This is a genomic window from Pelobacter seleniigenes DSM 18267, assembly GCF_000711225.1.
Lineage (GTDB): Bacteria > Desulfobacterota > Desulfuromonadia > Desulfuromonadales > Geopsychrobacteraceae > Seleniibacterium > Seleniibacterium seleniigenes.
Map to the genome: position 1 here is coordinate 682,964 of NZ_JOMG01000004.1, position 14,605 is coordinate 697,568.

The 14,605-nt window shown below is 57.9% G+C and carries 16 protein-coding genes and 1 other RNA gene; 13 read left to right on the forward strand and 4 right to left on the reverse strand.

Features of this window, described 5'->3' with window-relative positions; genetic code table 11:
- Positions 1–15: 15 nt before the first annotated feature.
- From panC to ssrA, 6 genes are all read left to right on the forward strand, one after another.
- Entirely contained in the window at positions 16–870 is an 855-nt protein-coding gene (gene panC / locus N909_RS0120100) for a pantoate--beta-alanine ligase (RefSeq protein ID WP_029917925.1), read from the forward strand.
- Complete coding sequence (panP, locus tag N909_RS0120105) at positions 863–2,521, forward strand: pyridoxal-dependent aspartate 1-decarboxylase PanP (RefSeq protein WP_029917926.1); 1,659 nt, start codon at positions 863–865, stop codon at positions 2,519–2,521. The genes panC and panP overlap by 8 nt, the downstream gene beginning before the upstream one ends.
- Positions 2,518–3,789, forward strand: coding sequence for an amidohydrolase family protein (locus N909_RS0120110; protein ID WP_051689983.1), 1,272 nt, complete (start codon positions 2,518–2,520; stop codon positions 3,787–3,789). Before panP ends, N909_RS0120110 begins: the two co-directional genes overlap by 4 nt.
- A gap of 56 nt (positions 3,790–3,845) precedes the next feature.
- The gene (locus N909_RS0120115; RefSeq protein ID WP_029917928.1) at positions 3,846–4,280 is read left to right on the forward strand and encodes a SoxR reducing system RseC family protein; all 435 of its coding nucleotides are present in this window, start codon (positions 3,846–3,848) and stop codon (positions 4,278–4,280) included.
- Between the two features lie 15 nt (positions 4,281–4,295).
- Positions 4,296–4,751, forward strand: coding sequence for an SsrA-binding protein SmpB (gene smpB, locus N909_RS0120120; protein WP_029917929.1), 456 nt, complete (start codon positions 4,296–4,298; stop codon positions 4,749–4,751).
- An 89-nt stretch (positions 4,752–4,840) separates the two neighbouring features.
- Positions 4,841–5,194: a transfer-messenger RNA gene (gene ssrA / locus N909_RS25105) on the forward strand.
- 419 nt (positions 5,195–5,613) lie between these two features.
- On the opposite strand, the gene N909_RS0120125 is transcribed toward ssrA, so the two are convergent.
- Genes N909_RS0120125 through N909_RS0120140 form a run of 4 tightly spaced genes read right to left on the reverse strand, consistent with a single transcriptional unit; the run spans position 5,614 to position 8,413 of the window.
- Positions 5,614–6,036 carry a hypothetical protein gene (locus N909_RS0120125; RefSeq protein ID WP_011700568.1) on the reverse strand — a complete coding sequence of 141 codons (423 nt, stop codon included), beginning with the start codon at positions 6,034–6,036 and terminating at the stop codon, positions 5,614–5,616.
- The gene (locus N909_RS0120130) at positions 6,033–7,619 is read right to left on the reverse strand and encodes a recombinase family protein (protein ID WP_029917930.1); all 1,587 of its coding nucleotides are present in this window, start codon (positions 7,617–7,619) and stop codon (positions 6,033–6,035) included. Before N909_RS0120130 ends, N909_RS0120125 begins: the two co-directional genes overlap by 4 nt.
- The gene (locus tag N909_RS0120135) at positions 7,612–8,136 is read right to left on the reverse strand and encodes a DUF2924 domain-containing protein (protein WP_029917931.1); all 525 of its coding nucleotides are present in this window, start codon (positions 8,134–8,136) and stop codon (positions 7,612–7,614) included. The genes N909_RS0120130 and N909_RS0120135 overlap by 8 nt, the downstream gene beginning before the upstream one ends.
- A gap of 34 nt (positions 8,137–8,170) precedes the next feature.
- The gene (locus N909_RS0120140) at positions 8,171–8,413 is read right to left on the reverse strand and encodes a hypothetical protein (protein WP_029917932.1); all 243 of its coding nucleotides are present in this window, start codon (positions 8,411–8,413) and stop codon (positions 8,171–8,173) included.
- Positions 8,414–8,709: 296 nt separating this feature from the next.
- Here N909_RS0120140 and N909_RS0120145 point away from each other — a divergent pair, with 296 nt between their 5' ends.
- From N909_RS0120145 to N909_RS0120175, 7 genes are all read left to right on the forward strand, one after another.
- A complete protein-coding gene (locus N909_RS0120145; RefSeq protein ID WP_029917933.1) occupies positions 8,710–8,943 on the forward strand; it encodes a LexA family protein in 234 nt (77 codons plus the stop codon).
- 33 nt (positions 8,944–8,976) lie between these two features.
- A complete protein-coding gene (locus N909_RS0120150) occupies positions 8,977–9,765 on the forward strand; it encodes a hypothetical protein (RefSeq protein ID WP_029917934.1) in 789 nt (262 codons plus the stop codon).
- On the forward strand, positions 9,755–11,857 hold the full coding sequence (locus tag N909_RS0120155; RefSeq protein WP_029917935.1) for a 7-cyano-7-deazaguanine synthase: 2,103 nt from the start codon (positions 9,755–9,757) through the stop codon (positions 11,855–11,857). The genes N909_RS0120150 and N909_RS0120155 overlap by 11 nt, the downstream gene beginning before the upstream one ends.
- A gap of 173 nt (positions 11,858–12,030) precedes the next feature.
- Complete coding sequence (locus tag N909_RS0120160; protein ID WP_028577538.1) at positions 12,031–12,357, forward strand: hypothetical protein; 327 nt, start codon at positions 12,031–12,033, stop codon at positions 12,355–12,357.
- A gap of 195 nt (positions 12,358–12,552) precedes the next feature.
- Positions 12,553–13,137 (forward strand): sigma-70 family RNA polymerase sigma factor, encoded by a 585-nt coding sequence (locus N909_RS0120165; protein WP_029917936.1) that lies wholly within the window; start codon positions 12,553–12,555, stop codon positions 13,135–13,137.
- A gap of 104 nt (positions 13,138–13,241) precedes the next feature.
- Positions 13,242–13,577, forward strand: coding sequence for a hypothetical protein (locus N909_RS0120170; RefSeq protein WP_029917937.1), 336 nt, complete (start codon positions 13,242–13,244; stop codon positions 13,575–13,577).
- Positions 13,574–14,590, forward strand: coding sequence for a PD-(D/E)XK nuclease family protein (locus tag N909_RS0120175; RefSeq protein ID WP_029917938.1), 1,017 nt, complete (start codon positions 13,574–13,576; stop codon positions 14,588–14,590). The genes N909_RS0120170 and N909_RS0120175 overlap by 4 nt, the downstream gene beginning before the upstream one ends.
- Positions 14,591–14,605: the final 15 nt, after the last annotated feature.

Below are 14,605 nucleotides of genomic sequence, written 5' to 3' on the forward strand. Positions count from 1 at the left end.
GGAAGATTTGCTCTCATGGAGATTTTGCAAACCGTTCAAGAGATGCAGTCCTGGAGCCGGGCGGCTCGGCAGGACGGGCGGCGGATCAGCTTTGTCCCGACCATGGGCTTTTTGCACCAGGGACACCTGTCATTGTTGCAGGAAGGGCGCAAGCGTGGCGACCTGTTGGCACTGTCGATTTTCGTCAACCCGACCCAGTTCGGCCAGGGTGAGGATTTCGAGGATTACCCGCGCGACCTGCAGCATGACAGCGAGCTGGCTGCAACCGCTGGTGTGGACGTGATTTTTGCGCCGAGTGCGGCGGAAATGTATCCCAAGGGCTACGCCAGCTATGTGCAGGTTGAAGGTTTGACCGAGACCCTGTGTGGAGCAAGTCGACCAGGGCATTTTCGCGGGGTCTGCACAGTGGTGAGCAAATTGTTCAATATCATCCAGCCCCATGTCGCCATCTTCGGAAATAAGGATTTTCAGCAACTGGCGGTGATCAGACGGATGACTGCGGACTTGAACCTGCCCGTTGACATTGTCGGCATGCCAATTTTCCGGGAAACCGATGGCCTGGCCATGAGTTCGCGGAATGTTTATTTAACTGCGGAGCAGCGTCGGCAGGCCTTGGTTTTGTCGGCAGGCCTGGCCGAAGCTCGGCAACTGGTGGCGGCGGGCGAATCAGCCAGTGCCGTTATCCTGGCGGACCTGAGCCAGCGGATCATTGCCCAGCCCGAAGCGCGCATCGATTACCTCAAAATCTGCCATCAGTACAGTTTGGCCGAGCAGGAGCAGGTCGATGGCGATTCCGTGTTGCTGATGGCGGTTTATTTCGGATCGACCCGACTGATTGATAACGGCTTCCTGGTGCCGAGCGATGACTGAGACCGCCCTTGCCAACCTGAAGACGCTCTACCGGATTTTCACGGTTCCGGAAGCGCCCGATTCGACCCTCGGTAAGATCGATCAGGCCATCACCGGCAATGTGGCGGAATTTCTGCAGAAACACATTGTCGCTCTGGAACGGAGCCTGGAGGACATTGAGAAGGATTTTTCCTGCGCCGCTGTCCCGGAAGATCCGACCTTTGTCTCCGAATACACAAAGTTTGTTAAAGAGAAGCTGGTCGCCCAGTCGGTCCACACTGCCGCACCGGGGTTTGTCGGCCATATGACTTCGGCGTTACCGTATTTTATGCTGCCGTTGTCGCGGATCATGACCGCCCTTAATCAGAACCTGGTCAAGGTGGAGACCTCCAAAGCCTTCACTCCCCTTGAACGGCAGGTTCTCGCTATGTTGCACAATCTGATTTACCGGCAGGATAATAGCTTCTACCAGCGCTGGATTCACGACAGTGACCACGCTCTCGGTGCCTTCTGCTCCGGTGGCACCATTGCCAATACCACCGCCTTCTGGGTCGCGCGTAATCGTCTTTGTGCCCCCAGCGGGGAGTTCCGCGGAATCGCCCAGGAAGGGCTGTTCAAGGCATTGCAGCATTTGGGCTGTGAAGGCCTGGCGATTCTGGCTTCGCGTCGGGCGCACTACTCCCTGGGCAAAGCTGCCGACTTGCTGGCTATCGGCCGCGACAATCTGGTGCTTATCGATACCGACGATCATAATCGCATCGACATGCGCGCGCTGCGTGAGGAATATCGTAAGCTGTGCGACCGCAACATTCGGCCGCTGGGGCTGCTCGGTATTGCCGGCACCACCGAAACCGGCCATGTCGACCCGCTGGAGCAGCTGGCGGATTTTGCCGAGGAGATCGGCTGTCATTTTCATGTCGATGCAGCCTGGGGCGGTCCGACCCTGTTTTCCGATACCCATCGCTCATTGCTGGCCGGGATCGAACGGGCCGATTCCGTCACCATCGATGCCCACAAGCAACTTTATGTCCCCATGGGGGCCGGGATGGTGCTGTTCAAAGATCCCCATGCCCTGACCGCTATCGAACACCACGCCAACTATATCCTCCGCCATGGCTCCAAGGATCTCGGCAGCCACACTTTGGAAGGGTCCCGGCCGGGCAAGGCGTTGTTGGTCCATGCCGGCTTGTCGATCATCGGCCGTAAGGGCTATGAGCTGCTCATCGACCTGGGGATTGAAAAGGCCCGGTGTTTTGCCGAGCTGATCAACCAGCATCCCGACTTCGAATTGATTTCCGCGCCGGAACTGAATATCCTGACTTATCGCTATCATCCGGCTTGGCTGCAGGCACTTATGCCCGGTCTTGACCTTGAGCTGCAGCAGCAGGTTAACCGACATCTGGATGCTTTGACTCAGGCCGTGCAGAAGATCCAGCGCGAGGCGGGCAAGACCTTTGTCTCGCGGACCCGGTTGCGCTGTTCCCGCTACGGCAGCGAGCAGGTCACCGTATTCCGTTCAGTGCTGGCCAATCCGCTGACTACTGTTGATATCCTGAATACAGTGCTGGCTGAACAATGCGCCATTGTCAGCGCCGAACCCGAAGCCCAGGAACAGCTTCAGGCCATTGAAACGCTTCTCGCTGGCAGCAAGGACAGCGCAACCGCACAATGACACGTCTGTATCGGGGGAAATATCTGATCACCGGTGATGCCGCGCCCATTGAAGACGGGGCGTTGCTGGTTCGTGACGGCATCATCGAGGCCCTCGGCCGGGCAACGGATCTGCTGCGTCAGTACAGCGGGGTTGATATTGTCGATTTCGATAATGGCCTGCTGGTGCCATTGCTGGTCAATGCCCACACCCACCTGGAACTGACCGATTATCCGCAATGGGCCGAACAGGCAGGGGAGACTACGGAACCGAGCAGTTTTGTCGACTGGCTGCTGCAGCTGATCCGCACCAAGCGTCATCTGGATCGCAAACAATATGCTCTAGCCCTGAAAAATGGTATTGATCTGTCCCTGGCTGCCGGAACCGGCGCGGTCGGCGATATCCTTGCTCATCACCCGGCGCGGGAAGCTTACATCGGGACCCGGCTGGGCGGATGTCTCTATCTGGAAACCCTCGGCCGCGACCCTGCGGTGATCCTCAGACTCAAGGACGGTTTGGACAAGGCCCTTGTCGACCGGCGGATCGGGCAGATGAATGTCGGTTTGTCGCCCCATTCACCGTACACCATCAGCCGGGATTATCTGCACGAAAGTTATCAACGCTGTCAACGGCAGGGCCTGCCCTGTACCACCCACCTGGCTGAATCGCCGGAAGAGGTGGAATTTGTCGAGCAGAGCAGGGGGGCCATGGCCGAACGCTTTTATCCTGCCATCGGCTGGGAAACATTTATTCCCCCCGCAACCGGGCTGCGGCCGGTGGCTTATCTGCAGCAGGCGGGCGGGCTCTTCCCTGGTAACCTGCTGGTTCACGGCGTACAACTTGAGGACGACGAAATCGAACTTCTCGCCGCGCAAAAGATGCGCCTGGCCCTCTGCCCCCGTTCCAATGCTCGCCTCAAGGTCGGCACTGCGCCGGTAGGGAAGCTGTTGCGGGCCGGGGTCAAGCTCTGTCTGGGGACTGACAGTCTGGCCAGTTGCGCCAGTTTGTCGATCTGGGATGAAATGGCCTACGCCAAACACTGCTTCGGTGATGAGATCGATGCGCCGACCCTGTTTACCCTGGCGACCAGGGGAGGGGCCGAAGCTCTCGGTCTGCAAGCCGAGTTTGGGACTTTAAAGGCAGGCATTCCGGCAAGGTTTCAAGTCTTGCAACCAAAATCAACTGTTGCCGGGAAAGATATTTTCGATTATTTTGTAGCGCCTGGCTGTCAGGATGATATTGTGCAGATCTATCATCAGGGCCAGCCCTTGTTGTCGGGAATCGCCTGAAGGGTTAAACTGGAATCACAAACAACCGGATAACCCATACAGTGAAGTTGTAAATTATGATTGAAGAACACGGAACCATTGTTGATATCAAGGATAACCGGGTGGCCATTGTCCAGTGCGGTCGGAGTAGTGCCTGCCAGCATTGCCCGTCCATGGAATCCTGCCATATGGGGGAGGACAAGGAGACCATGCTGATTGAGGCCGTTAACGAGGTCGATGCCAAGCTGCACGATCGGGTTAAAGTGGTGACCAGCACCCGCAATTTTCTGCAATCGTCCTTTATGCTGTACATCATCCCGGTCATCGCCCTGCTGGCGGGCGCATTGGTTGGACAATATCTTGGCGAACAAAGCCAGAGCATCGATCCTTCGCTGCTTTCGGCACTGCTCGGCTCCTTTTGTCTGGTCGTCAGTTTCTTCGGCATCCGTCTGTTGACCAGGAAGTTGCAGAAAGAAGCTTACATGCCGCGTATCATTGCCATCGAATCCTAGGAAAGCCACTGTCACATGGGAATCAAGATCATCGCCACCAACAAAAAGGCTTACCACGATTATTTCATCGAGGAGACCTTTGAAGCCGGCATTGTGCTCACCGGAACCGAGGTCAAGTCGATCCGTGACGGCAAGGTGAATATCAAGGAATCGTTCTGCCGCATCAAGGACGGCGAGGTGTTCATCAATAATATGAATATCCCGGAATACGCTTTCGGCAATCGGGAAAATCATGAACCGACCCGGATGCGCAAGTTGTTACTGCATCATGTCGAGATCGACAAACTGATCCGTCAGACCGAACAGAAAGGGTTGGCACTGATCCCGACCAAAATCTATTTCAAAAACAACTACATCAAGATGGAGTTGGGGCTGGGCCGGGGCAAAAAACTGCATGATAAACGGGAAACCATCAAACGCAAGGAGGCCGACCGCGAAATGGCCAAAGCCATGAAGAACGCTGTCCGCTGATGTTAGCGCTTGGAAAGTCCGTTTAAGTATGAGATAATGCTTGAACAGTAAATCGATAACAGATTAGAAAATAAACATTTTTACGATTTGGGGGTGTCAAGGTTTCGACGGGGGACGGAAACGAAAGTCGCATGCCGGAGTGGGCTGGCTCCGAAACAAAGCCCAACTTAACTAAACGCAGACTCTGACGTTAGTTACGCACTGGCCGCTTAATTAAGCGACCACGTTTCATGACTTATCGCCCATGTAGGACATGAAACGTAAAGCAGTGGGATAGTCCTCAAGAAAGTCTGTGGCTTGAGGGCGAAACTTAAAGCAGACTCGTCGGTTGAATATCCTGTCTGTGGGAGCTTCTACCGGTTAAATTAATATGCAGACTAAGCATGTAGAAGCTTTACGTGGAAAGCTTTCGGACGCGGGTTCGATTCCCGCCACCTCCACCATTTAGAAAAGACAAACCCGTCTCTCTGGGGTCATTCTCCGGGGTGACGGGTTTTCTTTTTCCCCTTGTTTCTAAAGGGTTTGCGCCCGTTTCACATCTTTCCAAAGCACCTCTCCGCACCATCGATTCTCCCCATCTTCCAGCCTTTCTTTCTCTGTTTGGCCCCTGATTCTCTGTTTTCTCCGGACCAAGTCCGAAGCTCGTCCGGAAAGCTACATCCTTGATTGATATGGGTTTGCGGCTGATTGCCATTTTGGGCGGTTGTCTTAGGTCATCGTTCGATGCCGCAACCGGACGTTTTTTTCGAAATCGCCCGCCTCGGCCATGAAAAGAAGCGTGGTCAACTCCGGTTTCCTGCCCCCTAAAGTAAAAAAGCCGACGCTGATGGTCGGCTCTCTGTGGTGGTCTCCGGTCCGGTCGTCAGTCGGTGGCGAAGCCGAACTGGCGGCGCTGCTCGGCCCAGTCCTCGGGAAAGGTCTGGGTCAGCTTGGCCAGCGATAGCCCGTTTGGTTCCTCGCCGTTGATCAGGGCTTCGACGATGTCGGGGGCCAGGGTCGTCAGCTTGAGAATGCGGGCCACATACGAGCCATCGACGTCGAGGGTACGGGCAAGCTCGCTGATGGACTTGATCTGGCCGGATTCGAGGATGTCGGCCCAGGAAAAGGCCCTGCCCAGCGCCTGGAGGACGGCGGACTGCACCGGTTCCTGCGCTCCGGTGATTTCTCCATCCAGGGCCTGGGGAGCGATGACCGTCTTGCGGCCGCGCATGCGCCGGATCAGCATCGGGATGTGGATCTGCAGGTTGCCGTTGTCGGCAACGGTAATGGTCGGCTTCATTTTCATCGGTTTGTCCTCCGTTCAGTGACTTCGCATGCCAGACCAGCCAGCTCGGCGATGAGCGTTGTCAGTCCGTTGGTGCGCAGCTCCATGTCGATTCCGGTCTCGCGGATCTCCACCTTGTCCACCAGGAGGCGGATGAGGCGATTCCGCTCCACCGGGAAAAGGTCTTCCCAGAAGCCCTCCACATTCTGGAAGGCCTCCGACACATCCTGTTCCGTGATGCTGTTCCCCTGGTAGGCTCTGCAGCGCTCGCTCACATGGGTCAGTTGTTTCGAGAGCTCGACCGCCTGGCGGTTGACGGTCGTCAGCATCTCGGCCTTGCCCGGCTGATCGTTGCCGGGCTTCATCAGTTCAAGTGCCTGCTCCCGTGCCTGCGACAGCTCCATCTCGAGCTGGGCTTTCTGCTTGAACAGACGCTCCCGCTCCGCCTGCTCGATGTCCCGGGCGGCGAAGTAGGTTTTGGCCACCAGCGTCGGTGTGCGGAACACCGCGCTCAACTGCTCGACCACGGCCTGCTCGATGTCCCCGGCGGGAATTCGTTTGAGGGGACACCGGCTCACGGTCCGCTTGCTGTCCTTCTGGCAGATGTAATAGGTGTAGTGGCGGCCGTTCTTGCGGGCGTAGGTCGGTCCCATCGAGCATCCGCAGTGGCCGCAGCGGATGACGCCTTTCAGCGGGGCGACCATTTTGGTTCTGGCCATGGATACCTTGACCGGTTTGTTGTCCTCCAGGATGGCCTGCACCTTGTCCCAGGTCGCCCGGTCGATGATCCCTTCGTGCTCGCCGGGGTAACTGCGGTCCTTGTGGGCGATCTCGCCGATATAGATCCGGTTGTTGAGCAGCCGGTAGATATGGGCGGTGTTCCATTCGGAGCCCTCACGGACTTTGCCTTTCTTGGTGGTCCAGGCCTTGGTGCGGTAACCCTGTTCGTTCAGCTCCTGGCCCAGCTTCTTGGCCGAGCCGATCTGGATAAAGCGGCGGAAGATGTACTGCACCGTCTTGGCCTCATCGGGGTTGACCAGCAGCTTCTTATTATCCCGGTCAACGTCGTATCCGAAGATGGGCACGCCGCCGCAGTATTTCCCCCGGCGCTTGGCGGCCGCCACCTTGTCCCGGATACGCTCGGCAATGACCTCCCGCTCGTACTGGGCGAAGGTGATCAGGATGCCGAGAAACATTCGGCCGGTGGGGTCGGTGGTGCTGAAGTGCTGGGTGACCGAGACGAAGCTGACGCCCTTCTCGTTGAAGAGGTCGATCATCTTCATGAAGTCCAGCAGCGAGCGGGACAGTCGGTCGACCTTGTAGACCACGATCACATCAATCTTCCCGGCGTCGATGTCCGCCAGCAGTCGGCGCAGCCCCGGGCGCTCCATGTTCCCACCCGAGAAACCACCATCGTCGTAGCGATCCGGCAGAGCCGTCCAGCCACGCATTCTCTGGGCTTCGATATAGTGTTCCGCCGATTCCCGTTGCGCATCCAACGAGTTGAATTCCTGTTCGAGCCCTTCCTCGTGGCTCTTGCGGGTGTAGATGGCACAGCGCAGGGTCTTGTTCTTTCCCGGCGCGACATTGCTGTTATCAAGCATCCGACCCTCCCTCGGCTTTTCTGCCGTAAACCTTCTTCAGCCCGAAAAAGACCTTGCCGTTCCACCTGGTCCCGGTGATCTCTCTGGCCACCGCGCTGAGCGACCGGAAGGTGCGGCCTTCGAACTCATAGCCATCGGCAAGGACAGTCACCTCATAGCGCCGGTCGTTCCAGACTCGCACCAGTCTGGTTCCGGGCAGGATCGCCTCGTTCGATTTCCGCTCTTCTGGAATGCGTCGATTGACCGTGGCGACCGGGTCCTCCTTGGCGGCCTGCTGGAGATGGACCTTGGCCTGCTCGGACAGCCCGCCGTAGAAAAGCTCCTGGATGCGATAAGCCAGCCGCTTGATGAGGAATTGCTTCTTGTACTGGGGCGGCTCTTCACCATAGAGGTCGAGCCATTTTTCCCGGAGCTGCTCCAGGGACATGGATTGCAGCAGGGCCATCTGCCGAAGAACCGAGTTTCGGGTTCGGTCCTGGTTCTTGCCGCCGGTGGCGGCGTTCTGTAACTCATTCATTTTCAACTCCTTATTTTGGTTTCCGGACGAGTTGTCATGAATGAATGCTCTGTTCCGGCAATGAATCAAGTCCTTCTCCGAGCACAGGGGAAGAATCTTCGAAAACATCTAACTCATTGCCCACAAATGCTTTTTTGGCCTTTCGGCGCAGGACCGCCGTGGCCAGAATCGAGGCGGCTGACTGGAGCCTCGCCTCACCCGACAGGCGGCCGGGTTTGCCGTTTTCGCCAAGGTCATCAAGCCCCGGCCCATCATTCATTTCCTGTACATCCAACATCGAACACCTCCGGTGGGACCGGGGGGCTGGATGGTGTGAATGCCAGAAAACGGTGGCGGTCGGGATGCGCGTTCGATGGCACCCACAACCGCCTCAGCTCCGCCTCTGGTCGGTTATCTGGTTGTGCCCGGCTTTAACCGGACTTGCGTTCGTTACTTACCGGAGGGACGTGCAAGATGACGGAATCAGATGAAAAGTCCTGTTTTTTTGATTGACCTGATATTCATCAGGTCGTATATTTTTTAACCATAAGATGGGCCTAATCCGCTCAGTGGCCATGACACGGAGCAATCGCCATGGGAAAGAAAAAGTTATCGGAAATAACCGACCCGCAGGCCAGGACGCTGATGGTCATTTGCCAAATCATCGATGAAAAGGGGTTGCCGCCAACGGTGAAAGAATTGTCGGAAGTCCTCGGTATCAGTCACGCGAGCGCCCACGAGCAGATCGCTCAACTGGTCCGTAAAGGCTATTTGAAGAAAGAAGCTCGTAAGGCCCGAAGCATCGTCGTCATCAGGAGGCCCGAATAACGATGCAGGGTCGCGAACAATAAGGAGATCGACATGGGGCACGTCAGACTTGGGAGCCTTCCAAGGTCGAGGGCATGGAAAGAGGTGGTCGGCCTGATCACGGCCGGTGCCGACGTGTCCCAGATCGCAAACGCCACAATACGGGCGGCTGACAAGGCCTTCTCATTTGTGCTCAACGATGAGGGGTTTACCGAGGCGGTATGGCTGATGACCCAGCTTGCCATTGCTGCCAAGAAGGACAACTTCAACGATCACCTTCAGTCGGTTGGCATCAATCTGCCGCAGGACACCTCATTGCCCGACGTTGCCGCCGCTGTTGCAGAGGCAATGGATCGGAAGATTGAGTCCAACGGTAGCCGCTCTGACTTGGGTGAGATGTCGCAGCGGGCCTTGGTTGGAGCATTGGTCGAACACATCTCTCCCAAGTTGCCCTCCTTGTTCGCACCAGACGCCAGCGACGTCCAGGCCGCATTGGCGTCGCTCGGAAAAAAGCGGGAGTTCGGCGAGCTGTCCCGCACGTTCTTCGCCAAGCTGACCAACGAGAGCATGAACTACTTCCTGTCAAAAACGCTGGCGACCCATCTGGGCGAAGGCCAGCGCTTTGCCACCATGAATGAAATGGGACAATTCGAGAAAGCCCTGACCACGCACTGCAAAGAAGCATCCCTGATCGTCGAACAGTTTTCGGCGGATTGGTTTTCCAAGCACAAATACGAAGAAGGCGGTGACATCTCCCGGGAGTCGTCCAACGGCTTCGCCTCCTATGCGCTGAAGAAAATGAAGGACGAATTGAAAGAAGGAGCGCGAGCCGATGCAAGATAAGCGTTACATCATCTGCGGAAACGCACCGACCAGCGGAATCGAGGAGAACCCGGAGCGGGATTTGCGCCTGCGTTTGTGGGGCAAGGATGGGCCGGACAAGATCACCCTACGCATCGAGGACATCCACAAAAAGATGAGCAAGGACGTGCCGGATTCCTTCCAGGATCTGCTCGAAATTGCCACCTACGTGTACAGCGCCGACCAGGCCATTCCCCGTGGGGCCGATGACGTTGATTCCTTTGGTCACGGTTGGCGGAGAAATCTGCATTTCATCATTCCGGTCCGGAACCCGGACTTCTGGAATGGAGAGGAGATTCAGCAGGCCCTGTGCTCGACGCTTGGGTTCCTGTCTGATGACAGCTATCACTTCGGATTCACCAAGCTGAAAGAGGCTCAGGCATTCCAGGGCTATCTGGACTTCAACGATGACGGGCGTCTTCTCGGTTATCCGGAACAGGTGGTGATGTTTTCAGGCGGGCTGGATTCGCTGGCCGGAGCTATCGACGAGGTGTTGAACGAAAAACACCGGGTCGTCCTGGTGACCCACAAGTCAACCCCGAAGCTCAACAAGCGCCACCGCCGCCTGGAAAAGATGATCGCCGACAAGGCCGGGGAAAACGCGCCGCTCCACATAGGCGTTCGCGTCAACAAGAACAAGGGGCTGAACTACGAGTACACCCAGCGCAGCCGCTCCTTCCTCTATGTGTCCATCGGGGCGACCATCGCAAAAATGATCAACCTGAAGAGCGTCCGCTTCTACGAGAACGGCGTCATCAGTCTGAATTTGCCGGTCTGTGCCCAGGTCGTCGGCGGCCGGGCAACGCGCACCACCCATCCCAGGGTAATCCGAGGCTTCCAGGAAATCATCAGCCTGGTGGCTGGCGAACCATTCACGATTGAAAATCCCTACATCTGGAAGACCAAGGCTGATGTCGTCGGGGTCATTACCAAAGCCGGGTGCCAGGAGATGATCGCGGCATCGACCACCTGCACGCACACCTGGGAGATGACCAATCACCATACCCACTGCGGCACCTGCTCGCAGTGCATCGACCGGCGCTTTGCTGTGATCGCTGCCAAGGCTGATCAGCATGACCCTGTTGATGCCTACAAAGCCGACATCTTCACCCAAAGCCGAAGCAAGGACGAGGACAAGATCATGGCGGCCGCGTACCTGGAGCGTGCCAACCAGGTCCGTGATCAGGATGATATCACCCAGTTTATCGCTCGATTCAGCGAGGTGAGTCGGGTCTTCCGCTACCTGAACGGGAACCCCGGAAGCGTGGCCCAGAAGGTCTATGACCTTTACAAGCGCCATGCCAAGGAGGTCTGCGAAGCGATGGACACCATGGTCGCCCGCAACATCACGGCCATCCGCCAGCGCACCTTGCCGGGAGACTGCTTGCTTCGGACGGTCTATGAATCGGGATCGGTGATCTCAGTCCCAGCCATTCCGGTCGAGCAGAAGCAGCCGGACAACTACTTCAGGAAGCGCGGGGGTGTCTGGGCCGCACGCTTTAACGGTAACGCCGAGGTGCTCGTGACGGGTGTCGACAAAGGAGCCGAGTACATCAACTTCCTCCTGGCACGACCGAACAAGGAAACCTCGGTCTACGAGATCGTCTGCGGGTTTGCCATCGATAGCTGCAACGCGGTCCTGAACTCCAATGAAACCGACGAAGGTTTTCAGGTCACCCAGGGGGTTCCGTTGGGTGATACCGGCTTCGTTGCAGACCGCAAGGCCGTCGAGCAATACCGGGAGACGGCTCACGAGCTTCTCCGAGAGATAGAAGAAGCCCGGGCAGAAAACAACGATGCCGAGATTCAGCGACTTGAAGACGAAATGACAAAGATCACCGCCGCAATCAATGAGGCGGTTGGTCTGGGTGGCAAACTCCGGAAATCCAACGACAAGCGGAAGAACATCCGTGACGCCTTCCGGAACGCCGTGAACCGAGCCATCAAGTATCTGGAGAAGTATGACAAGCCGCTGGCCGCCCACCTGAAGGAGTCCATCAAGTGCGGCAACGAACCGGTCTACCGGACCGAAGAGGAGATCGTTTGGGAGGTCCGCCCGATAGTCAACGAATGACCCGGGACCACCCAGGAAGAAAAAACTAAAAAAAATTTCCGCTACGCCAAATGTAGCCATTGCGACGCCGGATGTAGCGCCTTCCCCAATGAAGGCGCGATCCGGCGTTTTTTATTGGTCAGCACAGGGTTGGCCACCGGGCGTGCCAGAACTTCCGAACAAGGAGACTGGCAGTGGCACAAGTCAATAAAGCACACCTCACCCCACCGAAGCGGCGACTCATCGAGTTGATGCAGGACATCAACTTCGGCCGCATCACCAACATTCCGGTCCGCGACGGCGAGCCGGAACTCACCCCTGACACGGTCATTGAGCGCGAGATCAAGCTGGCTGGACAGAGCGGTCCCCGGCCCGAGCGCGACCAGGATGACTTCATTCTCAAGCAAGAGGTCGTGGCGCTGCTGGAGCACCTCGCGCAGATGGGCAGCGGAAAAGTCTGCCTGCTCGAGATCAAGCACGGTCTCCCGTTCCTGATGCGCATCGAGGAACGAGCAGCCTGAACACGTAACGACCTGAACCCTTAGACACTGGACAACAAGCTGGACGCATGGCGGAGGCTGTTGTGGGTGTCGCCGAGCCGAATACGGCAATTGGCGGCGTACCTGCGACCCCTTCGCCCACGCGACAGCTTTGTCCTGTGATCTGGCCCGTGCCGACACCCACGCGGACCTCCTCCTCGCTCCGAGGAGGCCCCGATGGTTTCTCAGAATTCTTACGACGGCATCGACAAGTATGCCGCCGACCTCATTCGGCACAAAGCACGTCAACTCGTAGGCAAGGCCGGATTCACCGAGGACGACAGACCCGACCTCGAACAGGAACTGATGATCGATCTGCTGCAGCGGATGCGGCATTTCAATCCCGCCAAGGCCAAGAAGACCACCTTCATGGCCCGGATCGTCGAGCGTCACATCTCCACCATTCTGGAGGCCCGGTTCGCCCAATGCCGGGACTGGCGGCTCTGCCAAACATCACTCAACGAACCCCTCGACAACGGTGAGGGCGACACCACCGAGCGGATCGACTTCCTGGATAGCGAAGGCTCTCTGAGCGGCGGCACCCGCGAAACAAGAGAGCGCCTCGCCCATGAGATCCGCATGGATCTCGGCCAGGCTATCGCCTCGCTGCCGGAAGAGCTCCGGGATCTGTGCTTGCGCCTGCACGACAGCACAATGGCCGAAGTCGCCCGAGAGATGGGCATTCCCAGAACCACCCTCTACGACCGGCTGAGCAAGCTCCGGGACGCGTTCCGCGAGGCCGGGCTTGAGGACTACCTGTGATCTCCGACGCATCGGCTCCGCCTCCGGTAAGTAAGCACCGTGCCGCATGGTGCGGCTATCCGGGGCCTCGGAAATCAGAACCTGAACAAAAGAGGAGTTCAACCATGACTCACGACACCTACAAGTACCGTTTTGACGAGTCGGTCCCGGCCCAGGAACTGGAAGACACTTTCATGCTGGCGATGCTGGCCGTCGAAAGCCTGCATGGCCGTTCCCGTGTGCGGATGGAGAGCCGGTTCAATTTGGACAAGGCCCGCCGCACCTGCGTGATCGACGCCTCCACCGATGTCGGCAGCGACCTTGCCCGCATCTTCACTGGCTTCGCCACCAAGGAATACGGCGAACGCTCGGTCCTGATCGAACGATCCCAGCCGTCGGGTTGCGCCTGTGCCTCCAAGCATCGCGCAGCGCCCGCCGCCGAAGCGGGGGTGGCGGTATGAGCGAGCTGATGACCACCACCTATTCCATGTGGCGGCTGTTCCGCAACTGCCGCATGGCCTGCAAGTGGCGCTACATCGATGAGCTGGTGCCGCTCGAGCGCGACCCCAATCTGGCCTTCGGCTCGGTCATTCACGACTGCCTGGAGTGCTGGCACGGCGAGCGGGATCTGGCCAAGGTACTCGACCACATCGACCGTACCTATCCGAACCGGGCGCAGGACGATCATCAACAGGCCGACTGGCATCTCGCCCGGGCCATGATGAGCGCCTATGCGGAACACTACCCGGCCGAAGCGTTCGAGGTCGTCGCGCTCGAGAAAACCTTCGAAGGTCCCATCGTCAACCCGGCGACCGGGGCGACCTCGCGCAGTTTCATTCTCGCCGGGAAGGTGGACGGCATCGTCCTTCAGGATGGCCAGTATTTCCTGCTGGAACACAAAACCGCCTCGCAGATCGACGCCAGCTACCTGGAGCGGCTGTGGACCGATTTCCAGATCATCCTCTACGCCTGGTACCTGGAGCAGACCCTCGGCATCACGGTCAGCGGCATCATCTACAACGTCCTGGTCAAGGCCAAGTTGCGCCAGGGCAAGGGTGAGACCGAAGCCGAATTCGAGGCCCGCCGGGCGGAGCTGATCGCCAAGTCGAAAACCGGCAAGAGCAGCGCCAAGCGCAAGCTGCCGGAGGACGACGACACCTTCCAGCAGCGGCTCCAGGAAAAGTACCTCGAGGTGGGCATGTTCCATCGCGAGGTGCTCTACATCTCCCGCGACCAGTTCGAGGAACTGCGGGCGGAGCTGTGGGAACTCTCCAAGGCCATGCTCGACGCCCGTCGGCGCAACACCTTCTACCGCAACACCAGCTACTGCTTCCAGTACGGAAGGCCCTGCGCCTACTTCCAGCTCTGCCGCTCGGGCGGCAACCCCAACGTCATCGAAAACCATTTCCAACGGATCGCCCCGCACGAAGAGCTGCGGGACGGAGCCGGTGAAGACGCCGCTCCGGTGTTTTGAAATCCCAACCATAAG

Coding starts and splice junctions, on each gene's coding strand:
- panC (WP_029917925.1), top strand. CDS start 16: ATGGAGATTTTGCAAACCGTTCAAGAGATGCAGTCCTGGAGCCGGGCG.
- panP (WP_029917926.1), top strand. CDS start 863: ATGACTGAGACCGCCCTTGCCAACCTGAAGACGCTCTACCGGATTTTC.
- N909_RS0120110 (WP_051689983.1), top strand. CDS start 2,518: ATGACACGTCTGTATCGGGGGAAATATCTGATCACCGGTGATGCCGCG.
- N909_RS0120115 (WP_029917928.1), top strand. CDS start 3,846: ATGATTGAAGAACACGGAACCATTGTTGATATCAAGGATAACCGGGTG.
- smpB (WP_029917929.1), top strand. CDS start 4,296: ATGGGAATCAAGATCATCGCCACCAACAAAAAGGCTTACCACGATTAT.
- N909_RS0120125 (WP_011700568.1), bottom strand. CDS start 6,036: ATGAAAATGAAGCCGACCATTACCGTTGCCGACAACGGCAACCTGCAG.
- N909_RS0120130 (WP_029917930.1), bottom strand. CDS start 7,619: ATGCTTGATAACAGCAATGTCGCGCCGGGAAAGAACAAGACCCTGCGC.
- N909_RS0120135 (WP_029917931.1), bottom strand. CDS start 8,136: ATGAATGAGTTACAGAACGCCGCCACCGGCGGCAAGAACCAGGACCGA.
- N909_RS0120140 (WP_029917932.1), bottom strand. CDS start 8,413: ATGTTGGATGTACAGGAAATGAATGATGGGCCGGGGCTTGATGACCTT.
- N909_RS0120145 (WP_029917933.1), top strand. CDS start 8,710: ATGGGAAAGAAAAAGTTATCGGAAATAACCGACCCGCAGGCCAGGACG.
- N909_RS0120150 (WP_029917934.1), top strand. CDS start 8,977: ATGGGGCACGTCAGACTTGGGAGCCTTCCAAGGTCGAGGGCATGGAAA.
- N909_RS0120155 (WP_029917935.1), top strand. CDS start 9,755: ATGCAAGATAAGCGTTACATCATCTGCGGAAACGCACCGACCAGCGGA.
- N909_RS0120165 (WP_029917936.1), top strand. CDS start 12,553: ATGGTTTCTCAGAATTCTTACGACGGCATCGACAAGTATGCCGCCGAC.
- N909_RS0120170 (WP_029917937.1), top strand. CDS start 13,242: ATGACTCACGACACCTACAAGTACCGTTTTGACGAGTCGGTCCCGGCC.
- N909_RS0120175 (WP_029917938.1), top strand. CDS start 13,574: ATGAGCGAGCTGATGACCACCACCTATTCCATGTGGCGGCTGTTCCGC.